At 63.3% G+C, this 13,832-nt stretch carries 19 protein-coding genes; 11 read left to right on the top strand and 8 right to left on the bottom strand.

From position 1 onward, the window contains the following. The first annotated feature begins 391 nt into the window (after positions 1 to 391). The 3 genes from ACTJKT_RS30755 to ACTJKT_RS30745 all read left to right on the top strand — a co-directional run bounded on the left by ACTJKT_RS30755 (position 392) and on the right by ACTJKT_RS30745 (position 1,467). Positions 392 to 688: a DUF3077 domain-containing protein gene (locus tag ACTJKT_RS30755; protein ID WP_440790332.1), complete on the top strand. Its 297-nt coding sequence runs from the start codon at positions 392 to 394 to the stop codon at positions 686 to 688. Between the two features lie 99 nt (positions 689 to 787). After that, positions 788 to 1,090, top strand: coding sequence for a type II toxin-antitoxin system HigB family toxin (locus ACTJKT_RS30750; protein WP_440790330.1), 303 nt, complete (start codon positions 788 to 790; stop codon positions 1,088 to 1,090). 5 nt (positions 1,091 to 1,095) lie between these two features. Next, positions 1,096 to 1,467: a helix-turn-helix domain-containing protein gene (locus ACTJKT_RS30745; protein ID WP_440790328.1), complete on the top strand. Its 372-nt coding sequence runs from the start codon at positions 1,096 to 1,098 to the stop codon at positions 1,465 to 1,467. A 33-nt stretch (positions 1,468 to 1,500) separates the two neighbouring features. On the opposite strand, the gene ACTJKT_RS30740 is transcribed toward ACTJKT_RS30745, so the two are convergent. After that, entirely contained in the window at positions 1,501 to 1,938 is a 438-nt protein-coding gene (locus ACTJKT_RS30740) for a hypothetical protein (RefSeq protein ID WP_440790326.1), read from the bottom strand. A gap of 214 nt (positions 1,939 to 2,152) precedes the next feature. Here ACTJKT_RS30740 and ACTJKT_RS30735 point away from each other — a divergent pair, with 214 nt between their 5' ends. The 3 genes from ACTJKT_RS30735 to ACTJKT_RS30725 all read left to right on the top strand — a co-directional run bounded on the left by ACTJKT_RS30735 (position 2,153) and on the right by ACTJKT_RS30725 (position 4,453). Beyond that, a complete protein-coding gene (locus ACTJKT_RS30735) occupies positions 2,153 to 2,965 on the top strand; it encodes a MerR family transcriptional regulator (protein WP_440790324.1) in 813 nt (270 codons plus the stop codon). Positions 2,966 to 3,073: 108 nt separating this feature from the next. Next, complete coding sequence (locus ACTJKT_RS30730; RefSeq protein WP_440790323.1) at positions 3,074 to 3,790, top strand: polyphenol oxidase family protein; 717 nt, start codon at positions 3,074 to 3,076, stop codon at positions 3,788 to 3,790. An 87-nt stretch (positions 3,791 to 3,877) separates the two neighbouring features. Continuing rightward, positions 3,878 to 4,453 carry a hypothetical protein gene (locus tag ACTJKT_RS30725; RefSeq protein ID WP_440790321.1) on the top strand — a complete coding sequence of 192 codons (576 nt, stop codon included), beginning with the start codon at positions 3,878 to 3,880 and terminating at the stop codon, positions 4,451 to 4,453. 10 nt (positions 4,454 to 4,463) lie between these two features. Here ACTJKT_RS30725 and ACTJKT_RS30720 read toward each other — a convergent pair whose 3' ends face one another. From ACTJKT_RS30720 to ACTJKT_RS30700, 5 genes are read right to left on the bottom strand one after another with little or no spacing between them, the layout of a single operon-like run. Beyond that, complete coding sequence (locus tag ACTJKT_RS30720) at positions 4,464 to 4,805, bottom strand: gamma-glutamylcyclotransferase family protein (RefSeq protein ID WP_440790319.1); 342 nt, start codon at positions 4,803 to 4,805, stop codon at positions 4,464 to 4,466. A 15-nt stretch (positions 4,806 to 4,820) separates the two neighbouring features. After that, entirely contained in the window at positions 4,821 to 5,915 is a 1,095-nt protein-coding gene (gene ddlA / locus ACTJKT_RS30715) for a D-alanine--D-alanine ligase (protein ID WP_440790317.1), read from the bottom strand. 45 nt (positions 5,916 to 5,960) lie between these two features. After that, complete coding sequence (locus tag ACTJKT_RS30710) at positions 5,961 to 6,440, bottom strand: N-acetyltransferase family protein (RefSeq protein ID WP_440790315.1); 480 nt, start codon at positions 6,438 to 6,440, stop codon at positions 5,961 to 5,963. A gap of 49 nt (positions 6,441 to 6,489) precedes the next feature. Continuing rightward, positions 6,490 to 7,131: a LysE family transporter gene (locus tag ACTJKT_RS30705; RefSeq protein WP_440790314.1), complete on the bottom strand. Its 642-nt coding sequence runs from the start codon at positions 7,129 to 7,131 to the stop codon at positions 6,490 to 6,492. Positions 7,132 to 7,169: 38 nt separating this feature from the next. Then, a complete protein-coding gene (locus ACTJKT_RS30700) occupies positions 7,170 to 7,232 on the bottom strand; it encodes a hypothetical protein (RefSeq protein WP_440790334.1) in 63 nt (20 codons plus the stop codon). Between the two features lie 132 nt (positions 7,233 to 7,364). On the opposite strand from ACTJKT_RS30700, the gene ACTJKT_RS30695 reads away from it, so the two are divergent. The 3 genes from ACTJKT_RS30695 to ACTJKT_RS30685 all read left to right on the top strand — a co-directional run bounded on the left by ACTJKT_RS30695 (position 7,365) and on the right by ACTJKT_RS30685 (position 9,055). Next, positions 7,365 to 7,700: a DUF190 domain-containing protein gene (locus ACTJKT_RS30695; RefSeq protein WP_440790312.1), complete on the top strand. Its 336-nt coding sequence runs from the start codon at positions 7,365 to 7,367 to the stop codon at positions 7,698 to 7,700. A gap of 68 nt (positions 7,701 to 7,768) precedes the next feature. Beyond that, on the top strand, positions 7,769 to 8,578 hold the full coding sequence (locus tag ACTJKT_RS30690) for an AraC family transcriptional regulator (RefSeq protein ID WP_440790310.1): 810 nt from the start codon (positions 7,769 to 7,771) through the stop codon (positions 8,576 to 8,578). Between the two features lie 87 nt (positions 8,579 to 8,665). Continuing rightward, the gene (locus ACTJKT_RS30685; RefSeq protein WP_440790308.1) at positions 8,666 to 9,055 is read left to right on the top strand and encodes a cupin domain-containing protein; all 390 of its coding nucleotides are present in this window, start codon (positions 8,666 to 8,668) and stop codon (positions 9,053 to 9,055) included. A gap of 172 nt (positions 9,056 to 9,227) precedes the next feature. Here the strand turns inward: ACTJKT_RS30685 and ACTJKT_RS30680 are convergent, their stop codons facing one another. Further along, a complete protein-coding gene (locus tag ACTJKT_RS30680) occupies positions 9,228 to 10,631 on the bottom strand; it encodes an MFS transporter (protein WP_440790306.1) in 1,404 nt (467 codons plus the stop codon). Positions 10,632 to 10,743: 112 nt separating this feature from the next. Here ACTJKT_RS30680 and ACTJKT_RS30675 point away from each other — a divergent pair, with 112 nt between their 5' ends. Continuing rightward, positions 10,744 to 11,628 (top strand): LysR family transcriptional regulator, encoded by an 885-nt coding sequence (locus ACTJKT_RS30675; RefSeq protein ID WP_440790305.1) that lies wholly within the window; start codon positions 10,744 to 10,746, stop codon positions 11,626 to 11,628. 520 nt (positions 11,629 to 12,148) lie between these two features. Here the strand turns inward: ACTJKT_RS30675 and ACTJKT_RS30670 are convergent. After that, complete coding sequence (locus ACTJKT_RS30670) at positions 12,149 to 12,763, bottom strand: flavin reductase family protein (RefSeq protein ID WP_440790304.1); 615 nt, start codon at positions 12,761 to 12,763, stop codon at positions 12,149 to 12,151. 167 nt (positions 12,764 to 12,930) lie between these two features. Here ACTJKT_RS30670 and ACTJKT_RS30665 point away from each other — a divergent pair, with 167 nt between their 5' ends. Then, positions 12,931 to 13,716: an SDR family oxidoreductase gene (locus ACTJKT_RS30665; protein ID WP_440790302.1), complete on the top strand. Its 786-nt coding sequence runs from the start codon at positions 12,931 to 12,933 to the stop codon at positions 13,714 to 13,716. The last annotated feature ends 116 nt before the right edge of the window (positions 13,717 to 13,832 follow it).

Below are 13,832 nucleotides of genomic sequence, written 5' to 3'. Positions count from 1 at the left end.
CCGCTGGCGGACCTTCGGTCCTATCGCAGCCTCGCAGGCTCGGCAGCGGCTACAGGGGCCGATGTGCCTTTGACTGATATGTTTCTCATAGTCACAGAATGTCGCAGCAATGCCGTTGCGACGCTCTTCCCCGCCCGCTATTCTTCGCCCCGTCGCTGCAATATCAGCGAACGGGCTTGGCGGCCCGAACCACGAAAGGCGCAACAGCGCCAAAACACAAATGCAGGCGCTTTTTTTGTGCCCGCATTTCTGTGTCATGGCGAATTGCGCAGGGACCCCTTCGGGGGTGCCGGTTCCTTTCGTGCCGGTCCGCCAACCTTGTGCAATTCGCCACCCTAATCTGCTTGGCGGCAGACGGTGGTGATCCCCTCAAACGAAAGGATTCGTCACCATGAAACACACCCTCAATCCGTCCCCTTCCTCCCTGCACACCCTCGGCGAAATAACCTTTGCCAATTGTGGCGAAGGCAAACGCCCGCTGCTGCGGGTCAACGCCGACGTCCCCCTGGCCGATGCCCTGGAACACGCCTCGTTGCTGCTACATCTGGCAAAACAGTTGACCCTGGACGCGGCCATGGAACCGCAGGCGGACCGCTATGCTTGGGCGGCACATTACCTGGGTGAGATGGGTAAAGCGGTGATGGATGATGTGCACACCGCGATGACAGCAGGCGTTGATCGGCACTGAGCAACACCTGCGGGACGGGTAGCCTCGATGACTGTCCGTCCATCGCCTTCCTCTCTCACTCCCTTGCTTAAGTCCCAGAGCGGGACTAGGATTCGAACCATGAGGATTATCGCCGTCAGTCATTTGAAGACGTTCTGGGAAAAGCACCCGGATGTCGAACAACCGCTTCTGGCCTGGATCGATGAAGCGCGCAATGCCAGCTGGTCCAACCCGGCGCAGATCAAGGACCAGTTTTGCAGCGCGAGCATTCTTAAAAGCCGTCGCGTGGTGTTCAACATCAAAGGCAATGACTACCGCTTGGTAGTGGCCGTGGCTTATCGCTTTGGCGCCCTCTACATCAAGTTCGTTGGCACTCACCAGCAGTACGATGCCATCGACGCCGACAGCGTTGAAATGGAGTAACGAGCATGCAGATTCGCCCCATTCACACCGACCAGGATTACCGCGCGGCACTCAAGCAGGTGTCGGTGCTGTTCGATAACGAGCCAGAGCCCGGCACCGCAGAGGGTGATTACTTCGACGTGATGATCACCCTGATCGAAGCCTACGAAGCCAAGCAGTTCCCGGTAGACCTGCCCAACCCGATCGATGCCATCAAGTTCCGCATGGAGCAATCGGGCCTGTCGGCCGCCGACCTGGCCCCGGCCATTGGCCGAACCAACCGGGTCTACGAAGTGCTCAACGGCAAACGCGCCCTGACCCTGCCAATGATCTGGAAGCTGCACCAACTGTTCGGCATCCCCGCCGAGAGCCTGATCAAGCCGGTGAAGTCGGTCTGAGTGGTTCTTGATTCAGGCCTTGCACCCTCGCCCTTAGCGGGGGTCATTCCTGATCGCGCATAAACTCCAGCCTTTGACGATTTCAGAGAGCACTATCACCCCCAACATCATCAGCGGGTTGTAGTTCGGAAAAAAATACGCGCCGATCAGAAGCACTGAAAAAGACGGCACGACAAACACCAAGCGCAAAGGGATCTGCGCAAGCCCCAGCCACTTGGCTTCTTTGCGCTGAAACAGAAACAGGAAAGCGCTGACGACTATCGATAGCTGCAAACCCCAATTGATCATCACCATAACCAAAGCAGCGGCTCCATGATCTTTGAGCACTTCAGTCGCCACGGCCAGGTCATCCCAGAACGGAACCTTGCCCAGCCGGGTGCTACTCGAGACGTACCACAACAAATAGAGCGCATCGAGCCCGCCCCAAAACTGCCAGATCCGGGTCCGGTTCAGCTTCCTGAAAAAAAACATTACCGCTCCTTACTTGGCACCGAGCCTTCTTCTCAGCAGCTCTGCCTTATAGATTTACCAATCTAATCTGGCTGTCATCCCGCGCCTATTTACCCTCCAGACTTCTCTGAAAGATTCTTGGATACTTGAAAAAATACCCTGGAACAGCCTTGAGCTTGCCCCTAGGTAAACCCCTAAAGTGCCGCTCGACCCTCACCACAAAAAGGACGTTTGCATGCTCACCATCGGTCAAATGGCCCGCTGCCATGGCCTCACCACCAAGACCTTGCGCCACTACGACAGCATCGGTCTGTTTACCCCGGCGCTAACCGGGCAAGACAACGGTTATCGCTATTACAAGCCGGAGCAGATCGGCACCTTGGGGCGCATTGTCTGGTTGCGGCAGTTGGGCATGGGGCTGGAGGAGATTCGCGGGCTGGCGGACAGCGGTGCGTTGCACAGTGTGTTGAGTCTGCGCCAGGCGTTGCAGGCCCATGCCGGTGAGCTGGAAACGCAGATCGCCCGCAGCCAGAACGTGCTCGGCCAGTTGCAGCGTTATCTGGCGCAGCCCGAACGCAGCCTACCGGCACCGCAGACACCGGTGCGGGTGACGCTGGCGGCGCAGCGCATCATCGGCGTGGCCTGGCAGCAGGATGATCAGGGGTCGATTGCCGAGCTGTGGCAGCGCTTCGAGCCACGGGAGCAGGAGATTCAGCGCCTGGCCGAGCCGGTCGGCACTTACGGTATTTGCCAGCCTTTGAGCGACGGCCAGTGGCGTTATGTCGCTGGGCTGCCGGTCAGCGCCGAGGCGCCCTTGGTGGAAGGCATGGTGGAACTGGAAATCCCCGCCCGCCAATACGCCCGGGTCGAGCATCGGGGCACGGTGCAGACCCTGCCGGAAACCTTCCGCGCCGCCTACAGCGAATGGCTGCCGGCCGCCGGGATGCGGGCCGATGAAGGGGTGGAATTCGAGTACACCGGGGAGCGTTTTTTCGGGCCGATGCACCCGGACAGCGTGGTCGAACTCTATATCCCGCTGAAAAACTGATGCCACGATCGGACGAGTTGTCGACCAGTTGACAGCTCTCTGTCAGCAAAAGGACTCATGATCCCGCTATGCTCTGTAGCTCATCCACAGCAACAGAGCGAAGGTCCGATGAGTTTCCAGGCGCCAGTGTTGAAGCAGATACCAGGCATCCGTCACGAGTTTTCTCGGATCGGGGCACCACTGCCTGCCAACCTGTTCTTCTGCTCCCAGGCCCACACCGGCGAGGTGGTCGAGGCCAGCACCACGCTGCCCAGCGGCATCATCCGCGGCGACGCGGTGTTCACCCGCACCGGCCGGCCTATAGCGGTGATCACCGCCGACTGCCTGCCGCTGCTGATCAGCAGTGAAGACGCCTCATGGGTCGCCGCGGTGCATGCCGGCTGGAAAGGCCTGCACGGCGGCATCATCGACAATGTGCTGCAACGCTTCGCCGCCAAGGGCATCGCCGCCCATCAGTTGCGCGTGGCGTTCGGCCCCTCGATCAAGCCTTGCTGCTACGAAGTCAGCCCGGATTTCATCGACACCCTGTCGGCCACCCAAGGCCACCTGTGGTCGCAGGAACAGGCACCCTGGAGCCAGGAGCGCCCCGCGCCACGGCTGCCTCCGGAGATTGCCCCGCCGCCACCGACCCGGCCGGATTCGCTGTGGTTCGACCTGAGCGGCTATGCCCTGAACCTGCTGCGCGTGGCGGGCATCAGCGATGAACAGATCGAACACTGCGAGCACTGCACCTACTGTTCCAGCCCGACCCTGGCCAGCTATCGCCGCCGCGGCCACCGGGGCGAAGAAAAGTCCTTTCAGTATTCCTGGATAGGGCGGGCCTGAAACCGCATCTTCAGATTTATCGCGATAGGTCTTGGGCGTCACACCGGGTTAATCTTGCGCGCCCTGTAGACCCACAAAGGAATGATCGTGTCTGACAAGCTCTATGCCCCGCCTCAAGCCGAACTGGCCACTGCCAGCGAAGTGCAGCGCCCTTTCTACGTAGTGTCCAAGACCAAGTTCATGACCCTGTTCATGCTGACCTTCGGCCTCTACCTGCTGTACTGGGCCTACAAGAACTGGCAGCAGTTCAAGCAGGCCAGCGGGCAGCCCATGTGGCCCATCGCCCGGGCAGTACTCATGCTGTTCTACACCCACGCGCTGTACCGCGAAGCCAATACCCTGATCAAGAAAAGCGGCCGCCGCCATGACTGGCTGCCGTGGGACCTGGCTTCGCAGTTCGTAGTGATACTGCTGATCAGCCACGGCATCGATGGCATGTCCAGAAGGAATCCCGACAGTTTGTCGCTGGATATCGCCAGCCTGGTGCTGTTGCCGATCCAGGCGCTGGTGACCTTCAAGGGTCAGCGCGGCCTCAACGCAGCCGCCGGTGACCCGCTGGGCGAAAGCAACGCCCGGTTCACCCCGATCAACTATGTGTTCATGGCCATCGGGGCAGCGCTGTGGAGCACGATGCTGTACTACATGGCCACGACTGTGAACTGAGCCCGGCGCCTCAAACGCTCACATACACCCACGCCTCGATCCCGGACTGCAGCACCACGCTTACGCGCTTGTAGTCCGCCACCTCGTAGCTGTCCGCCGCAGCCAGCTCCTGGGCGGTGATGCGCGGGATAGGCGCACTGGCCGCGCTGCCCGGGCGCAGGATCGGGTGATGGGTCTTGCCGCTGGTGGCCAGCACCTCGGGGTCGGTGATCTCCACCCAGGCCTGTTCATACCCCGGCAGCGCGTCCGCGCGCCCCTCCAGTTCACGACCGAAATTGGCCAGTTGCACAGCCTTGTCCTGCAAGGTGCCGTAGGAAAACAGGTACTGCGACGCTTCAGTGGTAACGCTCATTTTTCACTCCAGAATTCAGCGGCTGATTTTCAGTGCCTGGCGCGCCGCATGCCGCTCCAGCGCCAGTTCGATCAAGCGGCTGACCAGTTCGCTGTAGGTCATGCCCGCGGCCTGCCACAGCTTCGGGTACATGCTGATGCGGGTGAAACCGGGCAGCGAATTGATCTCGTTGATCAGCACTTCGCCACCCTGGGTCAGGAACACATCGACCCGCGCCAGCCCCGAACAACCCAGCACCTGGAACGCCTCGACGGCCAGGGCGCGAATGCGTTCGCTGACTTCCTCGCTGAGGTCCGCCGGCACCACCACCTGGGCCGCCTGGTCGTCGATGTATTTGCTGTCGTAGGAATAGAAGCCGCTGCCGACCACGATCTCTCCGCAACCGCTGGCGATCGGCTGATCGTTGCCCAGCACCGCGCATTCGATCTCGCGCCCACTGACCGCCGATTCCACCAGGACCTTTTCATCGAAGCTCAGCGCCAGCTCGATGGCGGCGTGGTATTGCGCCTCGCTGGTGACCTTGCTCACGCCCACGGACGAGCCCTGGTTCGCCGGTTTGACGAACATCGGCAGGCCCAGCTTGCCCTGCGCCTGGGCAAAGCCGGTGCGTGCCGCGGTGGCACGGTTCAGGGTGATAAAGGGCGTCACCGCCAGGCCGGCGTCGCGCAGCAGGCGCTTGCTGATGTCCTTGTCCATGCACACCGCCGAACCCAGCACGTCGGAGCCTACGAACGGCAGGTCGGCCATGCGCAGCAGGCCTTGCAGGCAGCCGTCTTCGCCGAGGGTGCCGTGGACGATGGGGAAAATCACATCGACGTGGCCCAGCAGTTCCTGGCTGGAGGTTTCCAGCAGTTGCTGGCTGGCCTTGCCCGGCACCACCGCCAGTTCGCGATTGGACTGGTTGAGGGCGATCAGCGCCGGGTTTTCCTGGTTGATCAGGAAGTTCGAGGTGTCGTTGAGGTGCCAGTGGCCGTTCTTGTCGATGCCGATCAGCACCGGCTCGAAGCGTTCGCGATCCAGCGCATCGACGATATTGCGCGCCGATTGTAGCGACACCTCATGTTCGGCCGAACGGCCACCAAAAATAATCCCGACCCGCAGCTTGCTCATGCTTTGTTCCCGTTAAAAAAGTGGTTCACCGGAGAGTCGGACCACTCAAGCCGGATGATGTCGCAAGTGGATCAGCGCCACCCGCTGATTCTGTTTGTTCCGGCGCTCTTCGATGGCGAATGGCACGAACCCCAGCTTCGGATACAGCAGCAGGCCCGCCACGTTGTCATTGAAACAGGACAGGGTCACCTGCGCGGCCTGGTGCTTGTCCCGGGCGATGCGCAGCATCTCGCCGATCAGCTGCCCGGCGACGCCCGCGCCGCGGGCCTCGGGATCGACGATGACGTTGCCGATGGTGCAGGTGCCCTGGGTTTCCCACTGATAGAAGTTGGCGAAACCCAGCACCTGGCCGTCCCGTTCGATCACCGTCGAATCAGAGCGTTGGGCAATGGAGTCGCGCAGTTGCTCATGGGTCAGCGGCCAGGTGGCCGCCGGAAAAAAGAAAAACAGCTCGCCGGGATTACGGGCAAAACCGCAGATCCGTGGAATATCCCGATCCTGCACGGGGCGAAAAGCGAAGCTCATGTCCTGTCTCCTGACCCTGAAAATCCATGTAATGCGCCCGGTCCCGGTCTCAGCGATTGGCCACCAGATGGGCGCCGAACAGCAGGTAGCAACTGCCGGCAAAGCGGTCCAGCCATTTGCGCGAACGAGCATAGACGGCAGCCATCCGATTGCTGGCGAAAAACAGCGCGACGCAGCAGTACCAGATGAACGACAGCGAGGCCATGGTCAGCACGGCCAGGGCCAGCAGCAACGGCGGCGGTGATGCCGGCATCGAGGTGGCAAAAATGGTGGCGACGAACAGCGCCGACTTGGGGTTGGTCATGTTGCCGAGAAAGCCCAGGCGATAGGCCGAGAACAGGCTACGGCCCGGTTCGCCAGGCAAGCCATTGCCAGCGCCGGTCGGCGCCGGCTTGCACCTGAACTGCTTCAGGCCGAGGTAGATCAGGTAGCAGCCGCCGGCGATCTTGAAGGCCAGGTACAAGGCCGGGGCCGCGCTGAACAGCGACTTGATCCCCAGGCCGCCGGCCAGCCCCCAGAGCACGGTGCCAGTGGCGACGCCCAGTGCGGCGGTCATGCCATGCCGACGCGAGCAACTGGCGGCCAATTGCGCCGTGGTAAAGAAATTCGGCCCCGGCGTGACCACGGCCACGGTCCAGAGCAATGCCAGCGACAGCAGCGGGCCGGCATACAGCAAATGTTCAAGCGCCATGACACAGACTGCCTTTATCGCGTGAAGGGAGGCTGACGCTACTCCACCTCAGGCTCATGGATCAACAGGTCGCCCGGCTGAAACTCCAGGTATTGGCAGATCGCGTCCAGGGTCGCGAGACTTGACCTTGCGCCGGTCCAGCATCACGTCCAGCGGAATGACCATAGACATAGGGGCCCCCCACCCTACCCCGAGACTATGCTGAAAGTAATGGAGGCCATTGGAGAACGCTCATGAACGGTTTCCTGGTGATTTTCTTCACCCAGCAAAATCGCCGCTACCACGGCAAGATGGTCGGTGACTGGCTCGTCGACCTGGCCAATGAACTGGGCCTGCGCGGCGCGACCATGGGCACCGCTATCGAAGGCTTCGGCCACACCGGTCGGTTGCACTCCGCGCACTTTTTCGAACTCGCCGACCAACCCATCGAGGTCCGCCTGGCGCTCACCGCAGAGGAATGCACTCGGCTGTTCGAACGCCTGGAGACCGAGGACATCGCCCTGTTCTACATCAAGACACCGATCGAGTTCGGCACCCTTGGCAAACAGGCCGAGAAAACGGGCGGATGACGCGCTGAAGACAGCTGCACCCTCCTGGGTTACCGTACTGGCCTGAGGTTGTTGTCGAGGACAGCTCCATGGGCAAGCCCGCCCCCCGTAAAGACTGGGTTCACCGCGCGCCTCCCGCCCGAGGGCTGGAGCGTATCGAGGCGTTTTTCGCCGGTCATGGCTACGACCTGCACCGTCACGACACCTACGCCATCGGCCGCACGCTGTCGGGGGTACAGAGCTTCCAGTACCGCGGCGGCTGGCGCCACAACCTGCCGGGCGGGACCATGGTCCTGCACCCGGATGAAGTCCACGACGGCGAAGCCGGCACCCAGGACGGTTTCCATTACCGCATGCTCTATATCGAGCCGGCGCTGATCCAGCAGATCCTCGGCGGCCAGCCGCTGCCCTTCATCAAGAACGGCCTGTCTACCGACCCACGCTTGTTCGCCGCCACCGACACCTTGCTGCGCGGTATGGAAAGCCCGCTGGACCCGCTGGAACAGGAAGACGCGCTGTTCGATCTGGCCCATGCACTGAATGCCGTTTCCGGAGTTTCCCGGCCGGCGCAGCGCTTTGACTATCAGGCCGCGGAACGCGCGCGGGAATATATGCACAGCGCCCTGGACCAGAGCATCAGCCTCGACGAACTGGCCACCCACAGCGGTCGCGACCGCTGGAGCCTGTCGCGGGACTTTCGCCTGTTGTTCGGCACCAGCCCCTATCGCTACCTGACCATGCGCCGCCTGGACCTGGTCAGGGCCCTGTTGCTGCAAGGCCAGTCGCTGGTCAGCGCGGCGCTGCTGGCCGGCTTCACCGACCAGAGCCACATGACCCGGCAGTTCAGCAAAACCTACGGCCTGCCGCCGGCCCGCTGGCTGAAAATGCACGGCCGCTGAACGCCGCCGGCACGCACAATCGTACAAGAACCGCAGCACCGCGCTGATTACCGTAGAGGCCCGATCACCTCTCTACGGAGCCGCACCATGAACCCAGCCAACACCGCGCCCATCACTTACCAGAGCCTGAATTTCGCCTACAAACTCGGCCTGTTCGACGACCACTGGCAAGCCCGTGTCATCGCCGAGATGAACGACTACCAGTTCAAACTGGTGAAGCTGCAAGGGGACTTCATCTGGCACGACCACCCGGACACCGACGAGACCTTTATCGTCCTCGAAGGTCAGTTGCGCATCGACTTTGCCGACGGCCAGGTGACGATCAACCAGGGCGAGATGTTTGTCGTGCCCAAGGGCGTGAAACACAAGCCGTACGCCGCACAGGAGGTCAAGTTGCTGCTGATCGAACCCAAGGGCGTGCGCAACACCGGCGAAGAAGGTGGCGAACGCACAGCGGCCAATGATGTGTGGATCTGAGCTCTCACGCTGACTCACCCTGTAGCCGCTGCCGAGCAACGCGAGGCTGCGATCGGCAGCGCAGCGGCCGTAAATACGGGCAATACATTCCTCAAGGCAAACCGCATGTGCAGGTTTGGCGAGGACTGCGTCCTCGTTCGCAGCCTCGCGTTGCTCGGCAGCGGCTACAACCTCAACCGCGTTCGGCCGCCGCCGCCAGGCCTTGGGCCGTCGGCACCCGCAAACGCAAGGCCAGCAGCGCCCCCAGCAGAGCGAGCAAGGCGCTGGCGCCCACCGCCTGCTCGATGCCAGCGGCCTGCGAACCACCCAACCCGGCGTTGGCCAGGGACACCAGCAGCGCCAGCCCCAGCGCCCCGCCGATCTGCTGGCTGGTGGAGGCAATGCCCGCCGCCACGCCCTGCTCACCTGGCGCGATGCCCTGCCCGGCCGAAACCCACATGGCGGTCCAGGTCATGCCCTGGCCGATGCTCAGCACCACGATGCCCGGCATCAGGCTCCAGAACCCTGCCCCGTCGGGCAGCGCCACATACACCCCGCCAATACCCAGCGCCCCCAAGAGCAGACCGCTGACCAGGGTCGCCCGCAGCCCGAAGCGCAACAACGAACGTTCGGCCAGCCAGATGCCCAGGGTGCACAGCAGCGTTGCCGGCAAAAACGCCACGCCGCTTTGCAGCACGCTGTAGCCGTAGACCTGCTGGAAGTACAACGCGAGGAAGTAGTACTGCACGCCAAAGCTGCTCATGAACAGGGCCGTGAGAAACATCGCCAGGCGCAACTCGCGGTGGGCCAGCAGGCGTAACGGCATCAGCGGGTCATGGCCACGCTGTTCGATCCAGACGAACACACCGAGCAGGAGCAGCGCCAGCGCCCCGCAACCCAGGGTCGCCGTTGCGCTCCAGCCCCATTCCGGCCCCTGGACAATGGTGAACACCAGCAACGTGCCGCCCACCGTCACGGTCAAGGCGCCGCCGAGGTCGAAACGCCGACCACGCTCACGCTCGCCATCGGCCGGAATCCAGCGCCGGGCCAGCAAGGCACAGGCGCCAGCCAGGGGTACGTTGACCAGAAACACCGCTTCCCAACCCCACCATTGGGTCAGCACGCCCCCCAGCAGCGCGCCCAGGGCCAGTCCCGCCGCCGAGGCCGCGCTCCACACCGCGAACGCCCGGTTGCGCGCCGGTCCTTCGGCGTAATGGCTGTTGATCAGCGCCAGTGTCGCCGGGAACAACATGGCCCCGCCGACACCCTGCACCGCCCGCGCCAGCACCAGCAGCAACGCGCTGCCACCCAGGCCGCCGGCCAGCGAAGCCAGGGCGTACAGGCTTTGCCCGACGATGTAGAAACGGCGCTTGCCCAACAGGTCGGCCGCCCGGCCGCCCAGCAGCAGAAAGCCGCCGAAAGCCACGCTGTAGGCACTGACCACCCATTGCAGCTGTTGCGCGGAAAAACCCAGGTGGCTGCCAATCTCCGGCAAGGCGACGAAGACGATGGTCGCGTCCAGGGCGATGATCAGCTGCGCGCAGGCCAGCAGGAGCAGCATCCAGCCTGAGGGCCTGGCTGAAGAGGTGGCGGGCATCGCGTCGAGTCCTTGTGTGAAAAGTAAGGGGGGTGAATCAAGGACCCTCAGTTTCTTTGATGCCGATTAGATGATAAATACCGTCATTGCTCTTTCAGTGATGACTTTAATCATGGATCTGAACGCCGTTCGTTTGCTGGTCCGGGTCGCCGAGACCCGCAGCTTCACCCGTGCCGCCGGCGATCTGCGGCTGACCCAGTCCGGCCTGTCGCGGGCCATTTCGCGCCTGGAGCAACAACTGGGCGTGCGCCTGCTGCAACGTAACACTCGCAGCGTCAGCCTGACCCCGGACGGCAAGCTGCTGGTGGAGCGCGCCGCGCCACTGCTGGCCGAACTGGCGCAGGCCGAAAGCCTGCTGCTGGACCGCCGCGACTCGCCCACCGGGCTGCTGAAGATCAGCACGCCGTCGCTGTTCGGGCGCAAGGTGGTGATGCCGCTGATCGGCCGCCTGACCGAGCAATACCCGGACCTGAGCATCGAGGCGGTGATGACCGATCGCCTGGTGGACATCGTCGACGAAGGCTTCGACGCCATCCTGCGCACCGGCGAGATCCAGGACCAGCGCCTGATCGCCCGGCCCCTGGCGCCGCTGCGCTGGGTCACCGTGGCGTCACCGGCCTACCTGGCGCGCCATGGCACGCCGCAAACCGTGGAAGAACTGCAACGGCACAACTGCCTGACCGTGCGCAACCTGCGCAGCGGACGCCTGGTGGACTGGCAGTTCATGCTCGACGGCAAGGTGCGCGATGTCAGCGTGCCCAGCCGGCTGATCTTCGATATCGGCGACGCGCTGGTGGACGGTGTGCTGGGTGGTTTCGGCATCGCTCAACTGATGAACTTCGCCGTCGAGGACGCCCTCGCCGACGGCCGCCTGGTGCCGATCCTGCAAGCCTTCTCCGGGCGCAGCCGGGCGCTGTCGCTGGTCTACCCGCCGTCGCGCCAGTATTCGCCCAAACTCAAAGTCTTCGCCGACGCCCTGAACACCGTCAGCTGGTAATCCGCCTGTCGCCGCCTGTAGCCGCTGCCGAGCACCGCGAGGCTGCGATCGACTACGCAGCAGGCGCCGCCCTTGAGCCCGCAAGAGGTCCTGCGGACCTATCGCAGCCTGCGGCAGCGGCTACATCGACCGCGTGCCCCGTGTAGCCGCTGCCGAGCACCGCGAGGCTGCGATCGACTGCGCAGCAGGCGCCGCTCTTGAGCCCGCAAGAGGTCCTGCGGACCTATCGCAGCCTGCGGCAGCGGCTACATCGACCGCGTGCCCCGTGTAGCCGCTGCCGAGCACCGCGAGGCTGCGATCGACTGCGCAGCAGGCGTCGTTCTTGAGTCCGCAAGAGGTCCTGCGGACCTATCGCAGCCTGCGGCAGCGGCTACATCGATCGCGTGCCCCATGTAGCCGCTGCCGAGCACCGCGAGGCTGCGATCGACTGCGCAGCAGGCGCCGCTCTTGAGTCCGCAAGAGGTCCTGCGGACCTATCGCAGCCTCGCTTCGCTCGGCAGCGGCTACAGGGCTACGGGGGTTACGACATTCCTTGGGGGGATGGCAGGGTCTTGCCGTCCAGCGGGTCGCCAATTGTCAGGAAATGCCCGCCCGCCACATGGTGCAAGGTGCGCAAGGCATCGTGCCCGGCGAAATGCCAACGGCCGTCGCTGAACACCCGGTCGTCGGCCTGGGCGGCGATGACTTCGGCGAGGAACAGGTCGTAGCGTTCATGATTGTCCGGCTCCGGCAGCAGCCGGCATTCCAGCCAGGCCACGCAGCCATCGAGCAACGGCGCGTCGATCAGCTCGCCGGCGAAGGTCGGCAGGCCATACAGCTCGAACTTGTCGCGGCCCTGGTCGCGGGTCAGCTCCAGGCCCGAGGTGGAACCCAGGGTCTGCACGATATCGACCTGGGCGGCGCACGGCACGTTGAGCACGAAGGTGCCGGAGGCTTCCAGCAGTTGGCGGGTCCAGGTGGATTTGTCGAGCACCACGGCGATTTTCGGCGGTTCGAAATCCAGGGGCATGGCCCAGGCCGCGGCCATGATGTTGCGCTGGCCGCCATGGGCGGCGCTGACCAGCACGGTCGGCCCATGGTTGAGCAGACGGTAGGCCTTGGTCAGGGGCACCTGACGACGGTGGGATGCGCTCATGGGTAAGGCTCCGGGAAAAAAGAATCGATTGTAGCGATATCCCGGTTCTGCGCAGCAGCCGGGATTGGGCATTTTTCCTGGACAATCCATCCAGATTGACCGGGCTTATCCCTGACTAACGGCTGCTTAGACTGAGCCTTCACCTCACAGGCTGAAGGAGCTTTTCCATGGCAGACCATTCCTTGAACCACTCTCTGAAAAACAAAGTCGCACTGATCGCCGGTGGCGCGAAGAACCTGGGCGGCCTGATCGCCCGGGACCTGGCCGCCCATGGCGTGCAGGCCATCGCCGTGCATTACAACAGCAGCGCCAGCAAGGCCGACGCCGAGCAGACCGTGGCGGCGATCAAGAACCTGGGCGTCGACGCCCAGGCCTGGCAGGCCGACCTGACCACCGCCGCGGCCGTGGAGAAACTCTTCAGCGACGCCAAGGCCCGTTTCGGCAAGATCGACATCGCCATCAACACCGTGGGCAAGGTCCTGAAAAAACCCATAGTCGAGATCAGCGAAGCCGAGTACGACGACATGTTCGCAGTCAACTCCAAGAGCGCGTTCTTCTTTATCAAGGAAGCCGGCAAACACCTGGAAGACCACGGCAAGCTGGTGACGCTGGTGACCTCGCTGCTCGGCGCCTACACGCCCTTCTATGCCGCCTACGGCGGGGCCAAGGCACCGGTGGAACACTTCACCCGCGCCGCCTCCAAGGAGTTCGGCGCCCGCGGCATCTCGGTGACCGCCGTGGGCCCGGGACCGATGGACACACCGTTCTTCTACCCGGCCGAAGGCGCGGACGCCGTGGCTTACCACAAGACCGCCGCGGCGCTGTCCGGCTTCAGCAAGACCGGCCTGACCGACATCGGGGACGTGGTGCCCTTCATCCGTCACCTGGTCACCGACGGCTGGTGGATCACCGGCCAGACCCTGCTGATCAACGGCGGCTACACCACCAAGTGAGGCCCACCCTTCTGATCGACGGTTGTCATCACCACGGGTAATCCGCCAGAGGGCGAGGTAGATTGGCGTTTGGAAGAAATCGCCATCAGGTGCGACACGACTCCGTAGGAGCGAGG

The sequence above is a fragment of the Pseudomonas sp. 22526 genome (genome assembly GCF_052044735.1).
Taxonomy (GTDB): domain Bacteria; phylum Pseudomonadota; class Gammaproteobacteria; order Pseudomonadales; family Pseudomonadaceae; genus Aquipseudomonas; species Aquipseudomonas piscium.
Note: the sequence above shows the minus strand (reverse complement) of the source record. Positions and strands in the feature narration are given on the sequence as shown.